The 17,038-nt window shown below is 74.8% G+C and carries 19 protein-coding genes; 12 read left to right on the forward strand and 7 right to left on the reverse strand.

Annotation, left to right across the window (positions count from 1 at the left end; genetic code table 11):
• The first annotated feature begins 14 nt into the window (after positions 1 to 14).
• On the forward strand, positions 15 to 449 hold the full coding sequence (locus tag ABIB53_RS11490; RefSeq protein ID WP_354588245.1) for an SAM-dependent methyltransferase: 435 nt from the start codon (positions 15 to 17) through the stop codon (positions 447 to 449).
• A gap of 127 nt (positions 450 to 576) precedes the next feature.
• Here the strand turns inward: ABIB53_RS11490 and ABIB53_RS11495 are convergent, their stop codons facing one another.
• On the reverse strand, positions 577 to 912 hold the full coding sequence (locus tag ABIB53_RS11495; protein ID WP_354588246.1) for a YnfA family protein: 336 nt from the start codon (positions 910 to 912) through the stop codon (positions 577 to 579).
• 142 nt (positions 913 to 1,054) lie between these two features.
• Complete coding sequence (locus tag ABIB53_RS11500; protein WP_354588247.1) at positions 1,055 to 2,248, reverse strand: NAD(P)/FAD-dependent oxidoreductase; 1,194 nt, start codon at positions 2,246 to 2,248, stop codon at positions 1,055 to 1,057.
• A gap of 147 nt (positions 2,249 to 2,395) precedes the next feature.
• Between ABIB53_RS11500 and ABIB53_RS11505 the strand changes: the two genes are divergently transcribed.
• Positions 2,396 to 2,749, forward strand: a complete 354-nt coding sequence (locus ABIB53_RS11505; protein ID WP_123093450.1) for a hypothetical protein — start codon at positions 2,396 to 2,398, stop codon at positions 2,747 to 2,749.
• Between the two features lie 54 nt (positions 2,750 to 2,803).
• Positions 2,804 to 4,186, forward strand: a complete 1,383-nt coding sequence (locus tag ABIB53_RS11510; RefSeq protein ID WP_354588248.1) for a pyridoxal phosphate-dependent decarboxylase family protein — start codon at positions 2,804 to 2,806, stop codon at positions 4,184 to 4,186.
• Positions 4,187 to 4,213: 27 nt separating this feature from the next.
• Here the strand turns inward: ABIB53_RS11510 and ABIB53_RS11515 are convergent, their stop codons facing one another.
• From ABIB53_RS11515 to ABIB53_RS11525, 3 genes are read right to left on the reverse strand one after another with little or no spacing between them, the layout of a single operon-like run.
• Positions 4,214 to 5,437, reverse strand: coding sequence for a glycosyltransferase family 2 protein (locus ABIB53_RS11515; protein WP_354588249.1), 1,224 nt, complete (start codon positions 5,435 to 5,437; stop codon positions 4,214 to 4,216).
• Positions 5,434 to 6,420: a hypothetical protein gene (locus ABIB53_RS11520; protein ID WP_354588250.1), complete on the reverse strand. Its 987-nt coding sequence runs from the start codon at positions 6,418 to 6,420 to the stop codon at positions 5,434 to 5,436. Before ABIB53_RS11520 ends, ABIB53_RS11515 begins: the two co-directional genes overlap by 4 nt.
• The gene (locus tag ABIB53_RS11525) at positions 6,417 to 7,502 is read right to left on the reverse strand and encodes a glycosyltransferase family 1 protein (protein ID WP_354588251.1); all 1,086 of its coding nucleotides are present in this window, start codon (positions 7,500 to 7,502) and stop codon (positions 6,417 to 6,419) included. The genes ABIB53_RS11520 and ABIB53_RS11525 overlap by 4 nt, the downstream gene beginning before the upstream one ends.
• 125 nt (positions 7,503 to 7,627) lie before the next feature.
• Here ABIB53_RS11525 and ABIB53_RS11530 point away from each other — a divergent pair, with 125 nt between their 5' ends.
• Positions 7,628 to 8,467, forward strand: a complete 840-nt coding sequence (locus tag ABIB53_RS11530) for an FkbM family methyltransferase (RefSeq protein ID WP_354588252.1) — start codon at positions 7,628 to 7,630, stop codon at positions 8,465 to 8,467.
• Between the two features lies 1 nt (position 8,468).
• Here the strand turns inward: ABIB53_RS11530 and ABIB53_RS11535 are convergent, their stop codons facing one another.
• Together ABIB53_RS11535 and ABIB53_RS11540 are read right to left on the reverse strand one after the other, a co-directional pair.
• A complete protein-coding gene (locus ABIB53_RS11535; RefSeq protein WP_123093444.1) occupies positions 8,469 to 8,825 on the reverse strand; it encodes a hypothetical protein in 357 nt (118 codons plus the stop codon).
• A 101-nt stretch (positions 8,826 to 8,926) separates the two neighbouring features.
• Entirely contained in the window at positions 8,927 to 9,517 is a 591-nt protein-coding gene (locus ABIB53_RS11540) for a protein-L-isoaspartate O-methyltransferase family protein (RefSeq protein WP_354588253.1), read from the reverse strand.
• Between the two features lie 53 nt (positions 9,518 to 9,570).
• Between ABIB53_RS11540 and ABIB53_RS11545 the strand changes: the two genes are divergently transcribed.
• The 8 genes from ABIB53_RS11545 (at position 9,571) to ABIB53_RS11580 (ending at position 17,038) form a co-directional block, all read left to right on the forward strand.
• On the forward strand, positions 9,571 to 10,272 hold the full coding sequence (locus ABIB53_RS11545; protein WP_354588254.1) for a VOC family protein: 702 nt from the start codon (positions 9,571 to 9,573) through the stop codon (positions 10,270 to 10,272).
• A 24-nt stretch (positions 10,273 to 10,296) separates the two neighbouring features.
• A complete protein-coding gene (locus ABIB53_RS11550) occupies positions 10,297 to 10,986 on the forward strand; it encodes a response regulator transcription factor (protein ID WP_354588255.1) in 690 nt (229 codons plus the stop codon).
• A gap of 40 nt (positions 10,987 to 11,026) precedes the next feature.
• Positions 11,027 to 11,692, forward strand: a complete 666-nt coding sequence (locus tag ABIB53_RS11555) for a type 1 glutamine amidotransferase domain-containing protein (protein ID WP_123093440.1) — start codon at positions 11,027 to 11,029, stop codon at positions 11,690 to 11,692.
• Complete coding sequence (locus ABIB53_RS11560) at positions 11,689 to 12,663, forward strand: threo-3-hydroxy-L-aspartate ammonia-lyase (RefSeq protein ID WP_354588256.1); 975 nt, start codon at positions 11,689 to 11,691, stop codon at positions 12,661 to 12,663. Before ABIB53_RS11555 ends, ABIB53_RS11560 begins: the two co-directional genes overlap by 4 nt.
• Before the next feature lie 2 nt (positions 12,664 to 12,665).
• Entirely contained in the window at positions 12,666 to 13,874 is a 1,209-nt protein-coding gene (gene lhgD, locus ABIB53_RS11565) for an L-2-hydroxyglutarate dehydrogenase (RefSeq protein WP_354588257.1), read from the forward strand.
• A gap of 65 nt (positions 13,875 to 13,939) precedes the next feature.
• Positions 13,940 to 14,728 (forward strand): siderophore-interacting protein, encoded by a 789-nt coding sequence (locus tag ABIB53_RS11570; protein ID WP_354588258.1) that lies wholly within the window; start codon positions 13,940 to 13,942, stop codon positions 14,726 to 14,728.
• Positions 14,729 to 14,783: 55 nt separating this feature from the next.
• Positions 14,784 to 15,479: a DsbA family oxidoreductase gene (locus ABIB53_RS11575; RefSeq protein WP_502914648.1), complete on the forward strand. Its 696-nt coding sequence runs from the start codon at positions 14,784 to 14,786 to the stop codon at positions 15,477 to 15,479.
• Positions 15,480 to 15,592: 113 nt separating this feature from the next.
• The gene (locus ABIB53_RS11580; protein ID WP_354588260.1) at positions 15,593 to 17,038 is read left to right on the forward strand and encodes a peptide MFS transporter; all 1,446 of its coding nucleotides are present in this window, start codon (positions 15,593 to 15,595) and stop codon (positions 17,036 to 17,038) included.

Below are 17,038 nucleotides of genomic sequence, written 5' to 3' on the forward strand. Positions count from 1 at the left end.
CTAGGGTCGACGTCATGGCCTCCTCGGTCTCGCCCCGGCTCCGCGCGGTCGTCGCCGCCCTGCCGCTGCGCCCGGGGATGCGGGTCCTCGAGGTCGGGGGCGCTCCCGGCGCCGCCGCCCGCCTCGTCGCGCAGCGTGTCGGCCCGGGCGGCCACGTCCTCGTCGTCGACCGCTCGGCCCGGGGCGTCGAGCTCACCCGCGCGGCCTGCGCGGACGAGATCGTCGCAGGGGCGATGAGCGTGCTGTGCACGGCGGTCGAAGACCTCGAGCTGCCCCCGGGCACCGCCCCCTTCGACCTCGCCCTTGCCTGCCGGGTGGGCGTGCTCGACGGTCGCCACCCGAGGGGCCGCGACCGGGCGCTCGCCACGCTCGCCGAGGCCCTCGTGCCCGGCGCTCGGCTCTACCTCGACACCGGTGACCCGCTCGACGAGGTGGTCCTCGGCGGGTGAGCCGGGCGCGGCCGACGCCAGGTCAGGCCGTCTCGTCCCCCGGGCCACGGCGTGCGGGTCGATGGTCACCTCATCCAGGGGACGGCACCTCACGCCTCAGCCACCCACCGCTCGTGTCGTGTCCCGCTCAGGCCCCGCGGGGCGCGTACATGATGAGCCCGACCCCGATGAGGCAGACGATCGCGCCCGCGACGTCGAAGCGGTCCGGGCGGAAGCCGTCGACCACCATGCCCCACAGCAGCGAGCCGGCGACGAAGATGCCGCCGTAGGCCGCGAGCACGCGCCCGAAGCTCGCATCGGGCTGCAGCGTCGCGACGAGCCCGTAGATCCCGAGCGCGACGAACCCCGCGCCGACCCACAGCAGCCCGCGGTGCTCGCGGATGCCCTGCCAGACGAGCCAGGCGCCACCGATCTCGGCGATCGCGGCGAGGACGAAGAGCAGGATCGAGCGTGCGACGGTCATGGGGTCATCCTCGCGCGCGGCCGGTGTCCCAGCTTTCCCGCCCAGGGCGGGAACATTCGACGTCGGGAAGGAAATGTTCTTTCCCGAAGTCGTACTTTCCCGCCCTGGGCGGGAAAGCTGTGGCGGGTGGGACGAAGGGGGGTCAGCCCTCCGCGTCCTCCTCGTCGGGCTCGGGCTGGTCGCCGCGGGGACCTGCGGCGAAGGGGGCGGCCTGGGCGATCAGCTGCTCGCCGCGCTCGTAGTCGTCGTCGGCGTTGTAGGTGAGGACGCCGACGAGGGTGCCCTCGCGGCCGTACCAGACGGTCAGCCCACCGGGTCGCTCCACGGCCTCGAGCTCGTCGTGGCCGTCGCCCCACGCGGCGTACTTGAGCCAGTGCTCGCCGATCTGGCTCCAGAAGCCGGGGACCGAGTCCCACGTCGCGTCCTGGCCCGCGGCGCCGGCTCCCGCTACCGACCCCATCGTCTCGGCGTCGAACCAGTGCTCGACGGGGATCGGCCGCCCGGCCGTCGCGTTGTGCGCGCGGGCGGCGTCACCCGCAGCGAAGATCCCTTCCTCCGCCCGGAGGTGCTCGTCGACGACGACCCGGCCCTCGTGCAGCTGCAGACCGCTGCCCTCGAGCCAGCTCGTCGAGGGCACCACACCGACGGCGAGGAGGACGAGATCGGGCTCGAGCGTCGTGCCGTCGTCGAGGTGCACGGTGCGCGGGGCGCGGATGCCGCTGATCTGGACCCCGCCGCGCAGCGTGATGCCGTGCCCGACGAGCAGGTCCTCGACGAGTGCGCCCGCGCGCTCGCCGAGCCGGTCGGCCTGGGGCGTCGCCTCGCTCGAGACGACGGTGACGTCGAGACCTCGCAGCGCGAGGGAGACGGCAGCCTCGCAGCCGATGAAGCCCGACCCGACGACGAGCGCGGTGCGGGCGTGCCCGGCCGACTCGGCGAGCCGCTCGAGGTCGGCGTAGGTGCGCAGCACGCGTACCTCCGCGTCGGCGTCCACCCCGTCGAGGACCCGGGGGTGCGCGCCGGGCGCGAGCACGAGCGAGGCGAAGGGGATCTCCTCGCCCCCGACGCGCACGGCACGGGCGTCGAGGTCGACGGCGTCGACGGTCGTGCCGAGGCGGATCTCGACCCCGTCGAGCCCGTCGGCCGAGGCGTTGGGGGTGAGCTCGGGCTCCCCGCCGCGCAGCGACTCCTTGCTCAGCGGGGGACGCTCGTAGGGCGGGTGCTCGTCGGCGGTGAGGAGCAGCACGGGCCCCTCGCCGTCGGCCTCGAGGTAGGACGCAGCGGCGGCGACCCCCGCCGGTCCGCTGCCGATGACGATGAGTCCGTAGGTGGTCATGCGCCCACTGTGGCGCACGGTGCGGTGCGGGGGACCCGATCGCGCCGGCCTCGTCCAGGGTCTGGCGGATCACCCCCCTTCGAAGGTCGTCCAGGCCCCCTCCGACCTGTAATCGTGGAGACTTCCCCAACCCCATGGAGGCATCTCATGGCCCGCATCTCCTTCCTCGCCGGTGTCGGCGTCGGATACGTCCTCGGTGCCCGCGCCGGGCGCCAGCGCTACGAGCAGATCAAGACCCAGGCCGGCCAGCTGTGGTCGAGCCCGAAGGTGCAGCGCACCGTCGACCAGGCCAAGGACACCGCGAAGACCCAGGCGCCGGTCGTCGCCGACAAGGTGACCGGCGCGGCGAAGGACGCCGCCGGCACCGTCAAGGACAAGGCGGGCAGCGCTCACCTGCCGGGTCGCGGCGAGGACCTGCCCGACACGATCCACCGCGGCGACGACGGCGAGCTGCACGCCGACACGAGCGGCTTCGGCCCGGGCGGCGACAAGCTGCCGTGACCCCGGCCCACGGTCCTCTTGCGCGGTGACGCCCCGCAGGAGGACCGTGGGTGGGTGGCGCCCGAGCGCACGCCCGAGCTGACCGCGGCCCTGGCTGCGGCCCGACGCTGGCGCGCAGATCTCGCGACCCGGCCGATCCCGGCGACCCAGCCGGTCGGCGCGGGTCGCGCTCGTCTGCCCCAGTCTCTGCCCGAGCAGGGCATGCCCGCCACCGAGGTCGTCGAGGAGCTCGTCGACGTCGTCGAGCCGGGCCTGCTGACGATCGGCTCGCCCCGCTTCTTCGGGTGGGTCATGGGGGGCACCCTCCCCGCCGCGCTCGGGGCCGACTGGCTCGTCAGCGCGTGGGACCAGAACGCCGGCATGCGCGACGCGACACCGGGTGTCGTCGCCGTCGAGGAGATCGCGGGGCAGTGGCTCCTCGAGGCGCTAGACCTGCCGTCCTCGAGCGCCGTCGGCTTCGTCACCGGGTGCACGACGGCCAACCTCGCCGGGCTCGCCGCCGCCCGGGACGCGCTGCTCGCCGCCCGTGGGTGGGACGTGGCGACGCAGGGCATCCAGGGGGCACCTCGCCTGCGGGCCCTCGTCGGCGCCGAGCGGCACGGCTCGGTCGACCTCGCCCTGCGCTACCTCGGGCTCGGGGCGCCGACCCCGGTCGCCGCCGACGCCCAGGGCCGGATGGACCCCGACGCCCTGCGCGCGGCCCTCGGGCAGGACGACGCCCCGACGGTCGTCTGCGCCCAGGCCGGCAACATCCACTCCGGGGGCTTCGACCCCTTCGCCCCGATCTGCGCGGCGGCGCACGACGCCGGCGCCTGGGTGCACGTCGACGGCGCCTTCGGCCTGTGGGCCGCGGCCTCGCCCGCCCTGCGCCACCTCGTCGTCGGGCTGGCCGACGCCGACTCGTGGGCGACCGACGCCCACAAGACCCTGAGCACGCCCTACGACAGCGGCGTCGCCGTCGTCCGTGACGCGGGTGCCCTGCGCCGCGCCTTCGGCCACTCCGCCGACTACCTCCTGCACTCGCAGGAGCCCGACCCCCACGAGCTCGTCCCCGAGATGTCCCGCCGGGCCCGCGGCGTGCCCGTGTGGGCGGCCCTGCGCTCGCTCGGCAGGTCCGGTCTCGTCGACCTCGTCGACCGTCTCGTGCGCTCCGCCCGTGGCCTGGCGATGGGTCTGGCCGAGGTGCCGGGTCTCACCGTGCTCAACGACGTCGTCTACACCCAGGTCACCGTCGCGGCCGTCGACGACGAGACGACCCTGGCGGTCCTCGCCCGGCTGCACGAGGACGGGCTCGTCTACCCCAGCGCGAGCCGGTGGCACGACCGGGCGGTCATGCGCTTCTCGGTGAGCGGCTACGCGACCGACGACGTCGCGGTCGCGCAGACCATCCGCACCGTGTGGGAGGCGGTCGAGGCGGTGACCCTTGGCGAGGGCTGAGGTCCGGCGACGCGAGCCGGCTCGGGGTCACGGGGCGCTCGGGTCGCCCCATCCCCACAGGCCCTCGAGGCTCACCCTCGTGGGCAGGTCACGGAGCACCCCCGCGCCCGACCGGGCCGGCGGCGGGGGCAGGCCGAGCGCGCGGCTGCGGGTCTCGGTGACGACGAGCGCGTCGTCGTAGGCGGCCTCGCCGCGTGCGCACAGCGCGTGCACGTCGAGGTCGAGCAGGACGGGGCGCGTCACCTGCACGTGCCACGCCCGGCGCGCGGCCGTAGCCGCCGGCTCCGGGCCCATGACGACCCGGGGGTCCGAGATCGGCCACCCGGGGGTGGTCGTGCACTCGCCGGAGCGCAGGTGCACCCGGACGTCGGGCACGGCGAGCAGGTCGGCGCAGCAGGCGAGGACGGCGGCCGGGTCGCACCCGGTGTCGTCGAGCTCGACGCTCACGGCGGGGTGGGGCCACACGAGCCCGGGGTGGCGGGCGCCGGGCGCGGCGACCCGGGAGGCCACCCGCAGGGTCTCGACGGTCTTCGCGAGGTGGTCGGGGGCGCGACCGCCGGCGTCGGGGCCGTCGTGCCAGGCGACGGCGCCGGGCACGTGCCGCAGGGCGGCGCCGGCGAGCCAGGCCCGGTGGCCCAGCTCCCAGTCCTCGCCGCCGTAGCCGACGAAGTCCTCGTCGAAGCCGCCGACCCGGGCGAAGAGCTCCGCGTCGCAGGCGAGGACCGCCGAGATGACGAGCCGGAAGCCGCCGGCGTCCGCGCTCGCGAGGTCGTCGGTCTCGGCGTAGCCCCGGGTCAGCCACTGCGGGTCCGGCAGCGTCGTCACGTCGACCGGCCCGCCCGCCAGCCAGCGCACGACGTCCTCGGGGGCATGGCCGGAGAGCTCGGCGTGCCGGCGTCGCCCGACGGCGAGCACACCGCGCTCGTCACCGGCCGCGACGACCGCGGCGAGCGCACCGAGGTAGCCCGGCGTCGGCAGGGTGTCGCCGTCGAGGAAGCACAGGACCGGGGCGTCGGTGTGCGCAGCGCCGAGGTTGCGCGCGGCGGCCGCGCGGAAGCCGGCGTCGACCTGGCGCACGACGCGGACGGCGAAGGGGTGCTCGCCCACCGTCGGGGCGACCGGCGACCCGTCGTCGGCGACGACGACCTCGAAGCGGCCGGCGCAGCCCTGCTGGTCGAGGGCGGCGAGGAGCAGGTCGAGCCCGCGCTGGTCGTCGTAGTACGGGACGACAACCCCGATGTCGGGGGTCATCGCGCCCAGCCGGCGAGCACGTCGGAGTAGGTCTGCGCGACCTCGGCTGTGCTCGGGCCGATCGGCACCGAGGGCTCGAGCCAGGTCGAGGTCGGGTCGGCGAGGGCCCGGGCGATCGCGGCGGGCAGGTCGTCGCGCTCGACGAGCGTCACCGAGCCGGGGCAGCGCCGGGCGAGCTCGACGACGTAGGGGTTCGTCGTCGCGAGCGGACGGCGACCGGCCGCGATCCAGGACCCGACCGAGCCGGATGCGGAGACGTGCACCGGGGCGACGACGGGCACCGCGACCCGGCGGGCCTCGTCGTGCATCGCGGCGTCGGCGAGCCAGCCGGTGACGCGGGCGACGCGACCCTGGGCGCGGGCGGTGGCCACGACGGTGCCGACGAGGTCGTCATGACCGGGGGAGTGCGCGCCGAGCGCGGCGAAGCCGGTGCTCGACGGCAGGCCCGCCATCGCGTCGAGGACGTCGAGGTGCCCCTTGCCGGGGTAGAGGTAGCCGAGGACGGCGACCTCGCCGCTGCCGGGCGGCCGCGCGGGGCTGAGGTCCGGCGCGTCGAGCGGCAGCGGCACGACCTCGACCGGCGGCACCGGGCCGACGTCGAGGCAGGCGAGGAGGAGCTCGCGCTCGTGGTCCGAGGCGACGACGACGCCGCGGGCAGCCGCGACCATCCGCCGGTACCCCGCAGCCCGGCGGGCGCGGCGCTCTGCCCCTTCGCCCTCCTGGGGCAGGTCGTGCAGGGTCAGGGAGACCGGGCAGCGCTGCGCCACCCGCTCGACCGCCGCCGCGGCGGCGTCGGGGCTCTCGCCCCAGAGGTGGTCGGTGACGTGGAGGTGCGCCAGGCGGGGGTGCAGACCGGGCGGCGAGCCGAGGTGCCGCCCGCGCACGACGGGGCTGCCCGTCAGGGGCGGCTGGGCGAGGAGGGTGAGCGCGTGCCGGACGACGCCGTGAGACCCCGGGCCGGGCACGAGGTGGACGACGCTCATGCCCCGCGCACGACGCGGTCCTCGGCGACGCCCAGGTAGACCTCGCGGTGCGCGGCCCGGGCGCTCTCGAGCTCGGCGGCGAGGACGCGGGCGTCGCCTCCCGGGGCCGGCTCGCCCTGCGCCCACCGGGCGTGGGCCTCGTGCACGGCGCGCTCGACGCTGGCGGTGAGGTCGTCGTGACGGTAGGTGAGGACGGGGCGCTGCTGGGCGTAGAAGCCGAGGTCGGGCGCGAGCACCCGGGTGCCGAGGTCGTGGCACATCTCGAGCCAGCCCGAGTGGGTGCCGTCGGTGTAGGGCAGCACGGCGAGCGAGGTCTGGGCGAGGTCGCGCCACAGCTGGGCGTCGTCGAGCGGGGCGTGCACGCGCACGTCGGCACCGTCCGCGCGGGCCCGGGCGAGCCGCCGCAGCACCTCCGGGTCGTGGCGCGGGTGGTCGGCCCGGGTGACGTCCTCGTGGAGGTGGACGCGCAGCTGCGCGTCGTCGAGCCCGGCGACGGCGTCGGCGCACGCGTCGAGGACCGGCAGCGCGGCGACGTTGGCGCGCAACGACTTCAGGTGCAGACCGACGACGAAGGGGGACCCGGCCCGGCGGGCCGGGAGCACCCCGGCGGGCACGAGCGGCGGGTGCGAGATGACCTGGGGCCGCCGGCCGAAGCGGCGCTCGACCTCGGCGGCCGCGCCCGGGGTGAGGGTCGTCAGGGCGTCGGCGGAGCCGACGAGCTCGCCGAGGACGCACCCGTAGCGCTCGCCGGTGCCGTGCGGGTCGACGAGGTCGTGCACGGTGAGGACCAGCCGGATGCCGTGGGCGCGCAGGCTCGCGACGAGATGACGGACGTCGTCGACCCCGAGGTGCTCGAAGCCGAAGTGGACGTGCAGGACGTCGATCTCGTGCGCGTGGTCGGCGACCCAGCGCGGGGTGAGCGCCGGGTGGGGCCACCACTGACCGGCCGGGGCGCCGGGCACGGGCGGGTCCGCGGGGTGGAGGTGAGCGGGCTCGGCGCCGACGAGGGCGTCGACGTAGGCATGGCCTCGCGGCACGTGCCGCACGACCGGGCCGGTGGCGCGCAGCCGGTGGCTGCGCACCTCGCTCAGGACGATCTCGCTGATGACGTCGCCGCCTTCCGTGCGGGCGCCCCCGGGCGCCGGGTCGATGTGGGGCTGGTCCTAGGGTGAGTCGCGCCGACTCCGAGACGACAGGGGACCCGATCGTGGACCGACCGATGCTGCCCGAGAGCGTGCTCCAGCACGCGCCCGTGCACGTCCTCGACGTGGGGGCCAACCCCCTCGACGACGAGGTGCCGTACGTCGACCTGCTCGACGCCGGGCTGGCGCGGGTCACCGGCTTCGAGCCGCTGCCCGAGGCCATGGAGCGGCTGCGCGGGCTGGCCGGGCCGCACGAGCGTTACCTGCCGCACGCCGTCGGCGACGGCGGTCGGCACGTGCTGCACGTCTGCGAGGAGCAGGGCTTCTCGAGCCTGCTGCGGCCCGACCCGATGCGGCTCGCGCACCTCGTCGACTTCGAGCGGCTGGGCCGCGTCGTCGACGAGGTCGAGATCGACACGGTGCGCCTCGACGACGTGCCCGACCTCGGGCCGGTCGACCTGCTCAAGGTCGACGTGCAGGGCAGCGAGCTCGCCGTGCTGCGCAGCGGCGAGCACGCCCTCGAGCGGGTCCTCGCCGTGCAGCTCGAGATGGGCTTCTGGCCGCTGTACGAGGGCCAGCCGACCGCCGGCGAGCTCGACGCGCAGCTGCGCTCGATGGGGCTGATGCCGCTGCAGGTCGTGCAGCATCGCACGTGGCCGCTCGCCCCGACCCAGTGGGCCGACCCGTGGGAGCACGACTCGCTCCAGATCGTCGAGTCCGACGTGCTGTACGTGCGAGACCCCGCCGGTCTGGCCGTGCGCGACCTCGCGGTGCTCGCGCTCGTCGCCGACATCGGCTACCGGCACCGGGGGCTGGCCCGGCGCTGCCTCCGTCTGCTCGACGAGTGCGGTCGTGGTGATCTCGAGGCGCAGTACGTCTCGCGGCTGGGTCGGCACTACGGCTGAGTCAGCGGCGACGGGTGTCGGCTGCGTAGGCGAGGGCGTTGAGGGCGGCCCACCCGAGGGTGACCGCGAGGACCTTCGTGCGGATCGACCCCTTCGTGCTCGCCCCGAGGACCAGGGCGTCGCCGACGTCGGAGGCCACCCGGCCGCCGACGGCCCACGGCAGGGCGGCGGGCGGGCCGGCGAGGGCGAGCGCGGCGATGGGGATGTCGCGGACGGCGAAGGTGCGGGCGAGCCGGTCGAGCGCGCGCTGGTTGCGCGGCTCGCGCAGGGCGCTCGCGAGGTGCGACGGCTTGGCCAGGCAGTACAGCCCGTAGCCGGCGCTCGCCGCCTGCATGGTCTTGGTCAGCTCGAAGCTCATCTGGCGACAGTAGCCGCCGGACCAGCACCGACGGCCGGGGAGCGGGACCACCCCTTGGGGGGTACCGCGGGGGGTCTGAGAGGGGGCGTCAGGTGGGGGTCTCAGGTGACGAGCGGGACGAAGCGGTAGCGCCCGTGGGTCGTCACGAGCGGGTCGTCCTCGCCCCGGCGCTGCACGCGGAGCATCTCGCCGGCCACCGGCACGACCATGACGCCGTCCGGCGTCAGCTGCGCGAGCAGCTCATCGGGCAGCCGCCCCGCCATCGCGGAGACGAGGACGCGGTCGAAGGGGGCGTCACCGGGTGCTCCGAGGTGACGGGGGTCGGCCAGACGCACCCGGGCCTGCGGCAGGTCGGCGCGCGCGAGGGCGGCCCGGCCGAGCGCGAGCACCTCGGGCAGGCGCTCGACGCCGAGCACCCGGCCCTCGGGGCCGACGAGACGGGCGAGGATCGCCGTCGTCCAGCACGACCCCGCGCCGACGTCGAGGACGTGCTGACCCGCACGGACGTCGAGCAGCACGAGCATGTCGCGCACGGTGCGCGGCTGGGAGCTCGTCTGCCCCGACCCGATGGCGAGCGGCGCGTCCACCGCGGCCCGGTCCCGCTCCGCCGGCCGCAGGTGAGCCGCCCGCGGGCTGGCCGCCATCGCCGCGTCGACCCGTCGGACGACCTCGTGCTCGCTCTCTTCGTCCACCCCACGAGGCTAGGCGGCGGTCCTAGGCTGGCGGGACGACGAAGGAGTGGGCGATGACGGCACATCTGCAGGCCCTGAGCATCGACGCAGCCGACCCCGAGCGGCTGGCCGCCTTCTGGGGCGCGGTCCTCGAGCGCGAGGTGCGCGGCGACCTGCTGCCCGCCGCCGGCCCGGGCGATCTCGCGATCCGCTTCCGGCGCAGCACCGAGCCCCGGCGCGGCCTCGACCGCACGCACCTCGACATCACGAGCGACGTGCCCGGCGGGCAGGCCCATGTCGTCGAGCTCGCCCTGTCGCTCGGCGCGACCTATCTCGACGTCGGGCAGGGCGACGACGCGACGCACGTCGTGCTCGCCGACCCCGAAGGGGGCGAGCTGTGCGTCGTCGAGGAGGGCAACCGCTTCCTCGCCGGCACCGGCCGGGTGGGGGCGCTCTCCGGAGACGGTCGCCGGGTGACCGGGGTCTTCTGGAGCGAGGCGCTCGGCTGGCCGCTCGTGTGGGACGAGGACGACGAGACCGCCGTCCAGTCACCGCACGGCGGGCCGAAGATCACGTGGGGCGGGGCCCCGGTCGCCCCGAAGCACGGGCGCAACCGCCTGCGTCTCGACCTCGTCGCCGACGGCCCCCTCGAGGAGGAGGTCGAGCGGCTCGTGGGTCTCGGCGCCACTCGCACCGGGGTCGCCGACGACCCCGAGGGGGTCGCCCTGACCGATCCCGACGACAACGAGCTGCAGCTGCTCCCCGGCCCGGGCTGACCCCTTCGCCGCTACGGTCGAGAGATGCCCGACCCCGACGCACGCCAGCCGATCCGTCTCGCCGTCCTCAACGACTTCGAGGTGGTCGCCCGCGGTGTCGCGGCGATGCTCGCCCCCTTCGCCGACCGCGTGCGTGTCGTCGAGGTCGACTGCGGGGTCCTCGTGTCGCAGCCGGTCGACGTCGCGCTGTACGACGCCTACGCGATCACCGGCTCGGGGCACCGCGACCTCGACCTCCTCGCCGCCGACGAGATGGTCGGGCACACCGTGATCTACACGTGGGAGGTCGGGCCCTGGGTCGACGCGGTCGCGCAGGACGCGCGCCTGTCGGGCGTCGTGCGCAAGTCCGCGTCGGCGCGCGAGCTCGTCGACGCGGTCGAGCGCGTCCAGGCCGGCGAGCGGGTCGTCGTCACCGCTGAGACCGAGCCCGTCGACGACCAGCCCCGCCCGGCCGAGTGGCCGGGACGCGCCGAGGGCCTCACCCCGCGCCAGTCGGAGGTCGTCGCGCTCATCACCGAGGGGCTGAGCAACCAGGAGATCGCCCGCGCCTGCTACCTCAGCATCAACTCGGTGAAGTCCTACATCCGCGCGGCCTACGCGACGATGGGGGTGACGTCGCGCAGCCAGGCCGTGCTCTGGGGCGTCGACCACGGCTTCCGCCGCGGCGGGCGGATGCGCGTGCTCGCCGACCGCGTGCCCCACGACGGGTCGTAAGGTCGGGGGGACGTCCCCGACCGAGCACGCAGGAGTCCTCATGGCCACCGTCCTCTTCGTCGTCACCGGCGCCCGCAGCTGGACCCTCGCCGACGGGTCGAGCGTGCCCACCGGCTACTGGGCCGAGGAGCTAGTGGCCCCCTTCGAGGTCCTCGCCGACGCCGGGCACACCGTCCGCTTCGCCACCCCGGGCGGGGTGCGGCCGGTCGCCGACGAGCGCAGCCTCACGCCCGAGGCCACGGGCGGACGCGACCTGCGCGAGGTCCTCGACGACCTCGAGGAGCTGAGCGCCCCCCTTCGCCTCGAGGACGTCGACCTCGCGGACTACGACGCGGTCTTCTACCCCGGCGGCCACGGCCCGATGGAGGACCTCGCCGTCGACGAGACCTCGGGCACCCTCATCACCGCTGCCGTCGAGCGCGACGTGCCGCTCGCCATCGTGTGCCACGGACCGGCCGCGCTGCTCGCCAGCGACGTCACCGGGCGCACCGTCACCGGCTTCACCAACGAGGAGGAGCGCGCCGGCGGCAAGGCCGACCAGGCGAGGTGGCTGCTCGAGGACCGGCTGCGCGAGGCCGGCTTCGAGGTCGAGACCGGGCCCGCCTTCGAGCCGAAGGTCGTCGTCGACGGCATGCTGCTCACCGGGCAGAACCCCGCCTCCTCGCGCCCCCTCGCGCAGCGGCTGCTCGAGGTCCTGCCCTCGTGAGCACCGCCCCGCCCACGGTCGAGGACGTCCGCGCGGCCGCCGCGCTCCTCGACGGCGTCGCCCACCGCACCCCCGTCCTGCGCTCGCGCCGGCTCGACGCGCTCGCCGGGTGCGAGCTGCACCTGAAGTCCGAGCACCTCCAGCGCATCGGCGCCTTCAAGTTCCGGGGCGCGTACACCGCGCTCAGCGCCGTCGACCCCGACCGCCGCGCGGCCGGCGTCGTCGCCTACTCCTCGGGCAACCACGCCCAGGCCGTCGCCCTCGCCGGGCGCGAGCTCGGCATGCCGGTGACGATCGTCATGCCCCACGACGCCCCGCAGACGAAGGTCGAGGCGACGAAGGGGTACGGCGCCACCGTCGTCGGGTACGACCGCTACACCGAGGACCGCGAGGCCATCGGGGTAGCCATCGCCGAGCGCACCGGTGCCGCCGTCGTCCCGCCCTACGACCACCGGCACGTCATCGCCGGTCAGGGCACTGCCGTGCGCGAGCTGCTCGAGGAGGTGCCCGACCTCGACGTCGTCGTCACCCCGCTCGGCGGCGGCGGCATGCTCGCGGGCTCGATCCTCGCCGCCCAGGAGCTCGCGCCGACGGCGGCCGTCTGGGGCGTCGAGCCCGAGGCGGGCGACGACGGCCGGCGCTCGCTCGAGGCCGGCGAGGTCGTGCGCATCGAGCCTCCACGCACCATCGCCGACGGGGCGCAGACCGCCTACCTCGGGTCGCTGACCTTCCCGATCATCCGCGAGCACGTCGCCGGCATCGCGACCGTGAGCGACGCCGCGCTCGTCGACGCGATGCGGCACATGGCCGGGACGCTCAAGCAGGTCGTCGAGCCCACCGGTGTCCTCGGCCTGGCCGCCGTCCTCACCGGCGCCGTGCCGGTCTCGCCCGGGCAACGGGTCGGGGTGGTCCTCACCGGGGGCAACGTCGACCTCGCCCGGTACGCCGAGCTCCTCGCGACGGGGGTGTGATCGTGGCCCAGCGCACCGTCGGGGTCATCGGGGGCGGGATCGTCGGCCTGGCCGTCGCCCGCGAGCTGACCCGCCGCCGGCCCGACGACCGCGTCGTCGTGCTCGAGAAGGAGGAGCGGATCGCCGCTCACCAGACCGGGCACAACTCCGGGGTCGTCCACGCCGGCATCTACTACGCCCCCGGCTCGCTCAAGGCCCGCCTGTGCACGCGCGGTCGTCAGCTGCTCAAGGACTACTGCGCCGAGCACGGCATCGCCTACGACGAGTGCGGCAAGCTCGTCGTCGCCGTCGAGCCCGACGAGGTCGCGCGTCTCGACGCCCTCGAGCGCACGGCGAGCGCCAACGCCGTCCCGGGCCTGCGCCGGGTCGATGCCGCGGGCATCCGTGACGTCGAGCCGCACGCCCAGGGCCTGGCCGCCCTGCACTCCCCGGCCACCGCCATCACCGACTACGTCGCGATGGCCGAGGCGATGGCCGCCGAGGTCCGCGCGGCCGGCGGCGAGGTGCGCCTGGGCGCCGAGGTCTGCGACATCCGCCGGGAGCCGGGGCGCGTGCGTCTCGTCCTCGGGTCCGGTGAGGGCGCCGACGAGGTCGTCGTCGACGAGCTCGTCGTCTGCGCCGGGCTGCACGGCGACCGGCTCGCGCAGCGGGTCGACGGGCAGCGCGAGCTGCGGATCATCCCCTTCCGCGGCGAGTACATGGAGGTCACGCCCGCGAAGGCCGATCTCGTGCGCGGCATGGTCTACCCGGTGCCCGACCCCCGCTACCCCTTCCTCGGCGTGCACTTCACCCGCCGGGTCGGCGGCGGTCTCGAGGTCGGCCCCAACGCCGTCCTCGCGCTGCGGCGCGAGGGCTACGGGTGGCGGCAGGTCTCCCTTCGCGATCTCGCCGAGACGGCCACCTGGCCGGGCTTCTGGCAGCTGGCGCGGGCCAACTGGCGCACGGGGATCCAGGAGGTCCGCGGGTCCCTGTCGACGAGGGCCTACATGGCCGGGGCTCAGCGCTACGTGCCCGAGATCGGCGTCGACGACGTCGAGCGCGGGGGTGCGGGGGTGCGGGCGCAGGCGATCGAGCGCGACGGCTCGCTCGTCGACGACTTCCGGATCACGACGGTCGGCGAGGTGACGTGCGTGCTCAACGCGCCCTCGCCCGCGGCGACGTCGAGCCTGGCGATCGCCGAGCACGTCGTCGACGCGATGACCGCGGCCTGACGCCCCACGAGATCCACGAAGGGGGCGCAGTTAGGCTGGCCTAACACCGTCACCGAGGAGCGCTCGTGCCCACCCATCTCACCGTCACCCGCACCGAGGACCTCACCGCGCACCTGCGCCGCGTGCACTTCCGCAGCGACGACCTGTCTGCCTTCGAGGGCAGCGTCCACACGGACCGCTACGTCAAGCTGATCTTCCCGAGGCCGGGCACGACCCTGCCGGCCGACTTCGACATGCGTGCAGCCCGCGCGAGCACGGACCCGCAGGACATGCCGGTCGTGCGCACGTACACGGCGCTGGAGCCCGACGTCGCCGCCGGCACGCTCGCCATCGACTTCGTCGTCCACGGCGACGAGGGCGTCGCCGGCCCGTGGGCCGCCCGGGCCGAGCCCGGCGACACGCTGCTCGCCAACGGGCCCGGCGGGGCGTACGCGCCCGACCCGGACGCCGACTGGCACCTGCTCGCCGGCGACGAGTCCGCCGTGCCCGCGATCTCCGCGGCGCTCGCGGCCCTGCCCGACGACGCGACGGGTGAGTGCGTCGTCGTCGTCGAGGGGCCGGATGCCCCGCCGCACCTCGAGTCGCCCGAGCACGTGCGGGTCACCGTCGTGCACCGGCAGGGACCGGGCGAGCCCTTCGCCGAGGCGGTGCGTGCCCTGCCGTGGCGCGAGGGGCGCGTCCAGGTCTTCGTCCACGGCGAGGCGCACGAGGTCATGCACGGCATCCGGCCCTACCTCGTGCGCGAGCGCGAGGTGCCGCGCGCCGACCTGTCGATCTCCGGGTACTGGCGCCGGGGGCGCACCGAGGAGGGCTTCCGCGAGTGGAAGTCCGAGCTCGCGGCCACGGAGGGCTGACCCCCCCTTCGCCCGGAACATCCTGGGGCCGGGCCGGGTTGACCCCGGCATGGCCCTGGACATCGACATCTGGTCCGACATCGCCTGCCCGTGGTGCTACATCGGCAAGCGCCGCTTCGAGAGCGCGCTCGCCGGCTTCGCCCACAAGGACGACGTCACCGTCACCTGGCACAGCTACCAGCTCGACCCGAGCCTGCCGCGCCACTACGACGGCACCGAGGTCGACTACCTCGTGCAGCGCAAGGGCATGGCGGCCGACCAGGTGCGCCAGATGACCGCGCACGTCGCCGAGCAGGCGGCCGGTGAGGGACTGACCTACGACTTCGACTCCCTCGTCGTGGCCAACAGCCTGCGTGCCCACCACCTGCTGCACGTCGCCGCGCGCGCCGGTGTGCAGGACGAGGTCAAGGAGGCGCTGCTCGACGCCCACTTCGTGCGCGGTCTCGACATCGGTGACGACGACGTGCTCGTCGCGATCGGCGGCGCCGCGGGCGTCGACGAGGCGACCGTGCGGGCCGGCCTCGACGACCCCGAGGTCGGTCGCGAGGTGCAGGGCGACTTCGACACGGCGCGCTCGCTGGGCATCCAGGGCGTGCCCTTCTTCGTGCTCGACATGAAGTACGCGGTGTCCGGAGCCCAGCCCGCCGAGGTCTTCACCCAGGCCCTCGAGCAGGCCTGGCGCGAGGGCAACCCGCTGCAGCCGATCGGCGGCGACGCCGCCGCCTGCGGCCCCGACGGCTGCGCGATCTGACCCCTTCGCGCCCCCGTCGTCAGGCCGCGGCCGACGAGGGGGGTGACCCCCCCGACTTCGCAGATCGAGCCGGTGGTGGCATCGTGGAGAGAGTGCCAAGTCAGCAAGCAACCGTGACGGACCACCCCCGGGACACCCGCTTCTTCGGTCAGCCGGGAGTGCTGGCCAACCTCTTCGGGGTCGAGCTGTGGGAGCGCTTCAGCTTCTACGGCATGCAGGGCATCCTGCTCATCTACCTGTACTACTCGGCCGCCCAGGGCGGGCTCGGGATCGACGAGGGCACCGCGACGCAGATCGTCGGCGCCTACGGCGGCGCGGTCTACCTCTCGACCGTCCTCGCCGCGTGGCTCGCCGACCGCGTCCTCGGGCCGGAGCGCACGCTCTTCTACTCGGCCGTCGTCGTCATGCTCGGCCACATCGCGCTGTCGCTGCTGCCCGGTCTGCTCGGCGTCGGGGTGGGCCTCGTGCTCATCGCCATCGGCTCGGGCGGGGTCAAGGCCAACGCGAGCTCGCTCGTCGGGACCCTCTACGACGAGGGCGACACGCGCCGTGACGCCGGTTTCTCGCTCTTCTACATGGGCATCAACATCGGTGCGCTCATCGGGCCGCTGCTCACCGGCGTGCTGCAGAAGGAGTGGGGCTTCCACGCCGGCTTCCTCGCGGCCGCGGTCGGCATGGCGCTCGGTCTCGTGCAGTACACGATCGGCCGTCGCGGGCTGCCCGAGCACTCGCACCACGTCGCCAACCCCCTGCCCGCCGCCAAGCGTCGCGGCTACGTCGTCGGGGGCGTCGTCGCGCTCGTCGTCGTCGCCGCGCTCGTCGCGCTGGGCGTCATCTCCGCCGAGCGCCTCGCGAACATCGTCATCGGCGCCGTCGTCGTGGCGACGGTCGCCTACTTCGCGATCATCCTGCGCGACAAGGACGTCACCGGGGTCGCGCGCACCCGTGTGCTCGCCTTCATCCCGCTCTTCGTGTGCAACGCGGTCTTCTGGTCGCTGTACCAGCAGCAGTTCACCGTCGTGACGATCTACTCGGACAAGCGGCTCGACCGCGACCTCTTCGGGTGGGAGATGCCGGTGTCGTGGGTCCAGTCGATCAACCCGGTCTTCATCATCGCGCTCGCGGGTGTCTTCGCCGCGCTGTGGACCCGGCTCGGCCGGCGCCAGCCGTCGACGCCGCTGAAGTTCGGCGTCGCCACGGTCGTCATGGGTCTGGCCTTCTTCCTCTTCCTGCTCATGCCCGCGGGTGCCGGCTCGGCCCCGCTGCTCGGCCTCGTCGGGATCCTGCTCGTCTTCACCATCGCCGAGCTGCTCATCTCGCCGGTGGGCCTGTCGATGACGACGAAGCTCGCGCCGCCGAAGTACACGACGCAGATGATGGCGCTCTTCTTCCTCTCGATCTCGCTGGGCACCGCGATGGCGGGCACGCTCGCCGGGTACTACGACGAGAGCTCGGAGGGACCCTTCTTCTTCTGGGTCGGGCTCGTCGCGGTCATCACCGGGCTCGTCGTCGTCGCGATCAGCAAGCCGATCAAGCGGCTCATGGCCGGGGTCGACTGA

The sequence above is a fragment of the Janibacter sp. UYMM211 genome (assembly GCF_040547045.1).
Classification (GTDB): domain Bacteria; phylum Actinomycetota; class Actinomycetes; order Actinomycetales; family Dermatophilaceae; genus Marihabitans; species Marihabitans melonis.

Bases quoted from the DNA above. Each gene is read 5' to 3' on its own strand.
- ABIB53_RS11490 (WP_354588245.1), top strand. From the start codon at position 15: ATGGCCTCCTCGGTCTCGCCCCGGCTCCGCGCGGTCGTCGCCGCCCTG.
- ABIB53_RS11495 (WP_354588246.1), bottom strand. From the start codon at position 912: ATGACCGTCGCACGCTCGATCCTGCTCTTCGTCCTCGCCGCGATCGCC.
- ABIB53_RS11500 (WP_354588247.1), bottom strand. From the start codon at position 2,248: ATGACCACCTACGGACTCATCGTCATCGGCAGCGGACCGGCGGGGGTC.
- ABIB53_RS11505 (WP_123093450.1), top strand. From the start codon at position 2,396: ATGGCCCGCATCTCCTTCCTCGCCGGTGTCGGCGTCGGATACGTCCTC.
- ABIB53_RS11515 (WP_354588249.1), bottom strand. From the start codon at position 5,437: ATGACCCCCGACATCGGGGTTGTCGTCCCGTACTACGACGACCAGCGC.
- ABIB53_RS11520 (WP_354588250.1), bottom strand. From the start codon at position 6,420: ATGAGCGTCGTCCACCTCGTGCCCGGCCCGGGGTCTCACGGCGTCGTC.
- ABIB53_RS11535 (WP_123093444.1), bottom strand. From the start codon at position 8,825: ATGAGCTTCGAGCTGACCAAGACCATGCAGGCGGCGAGCGCCGGCTAC.
- ABIB53_RS11545 (WP_354588254.1), top strand. From the start codon at position 9,571: ATGACGGCACATCTGCAGGCCCTGAGCATCGACGCAGCCGACCCCGAG.
- ABIB53_RS11550 (WP_354588255.1), top strand. From the start codon at position 10,297: ATGCCCGACCCCGACGCACGCCAGCCGATCCGTCTCGCCGTCCTCAAC.
- ABIB53_RS11555 (WP_123093440.1), top strand. From the start codon at position 11,027: ATGGCCACCGTCCTCTTCGTCGTCACCGGCGCCCGCAGCTGGACCCTC.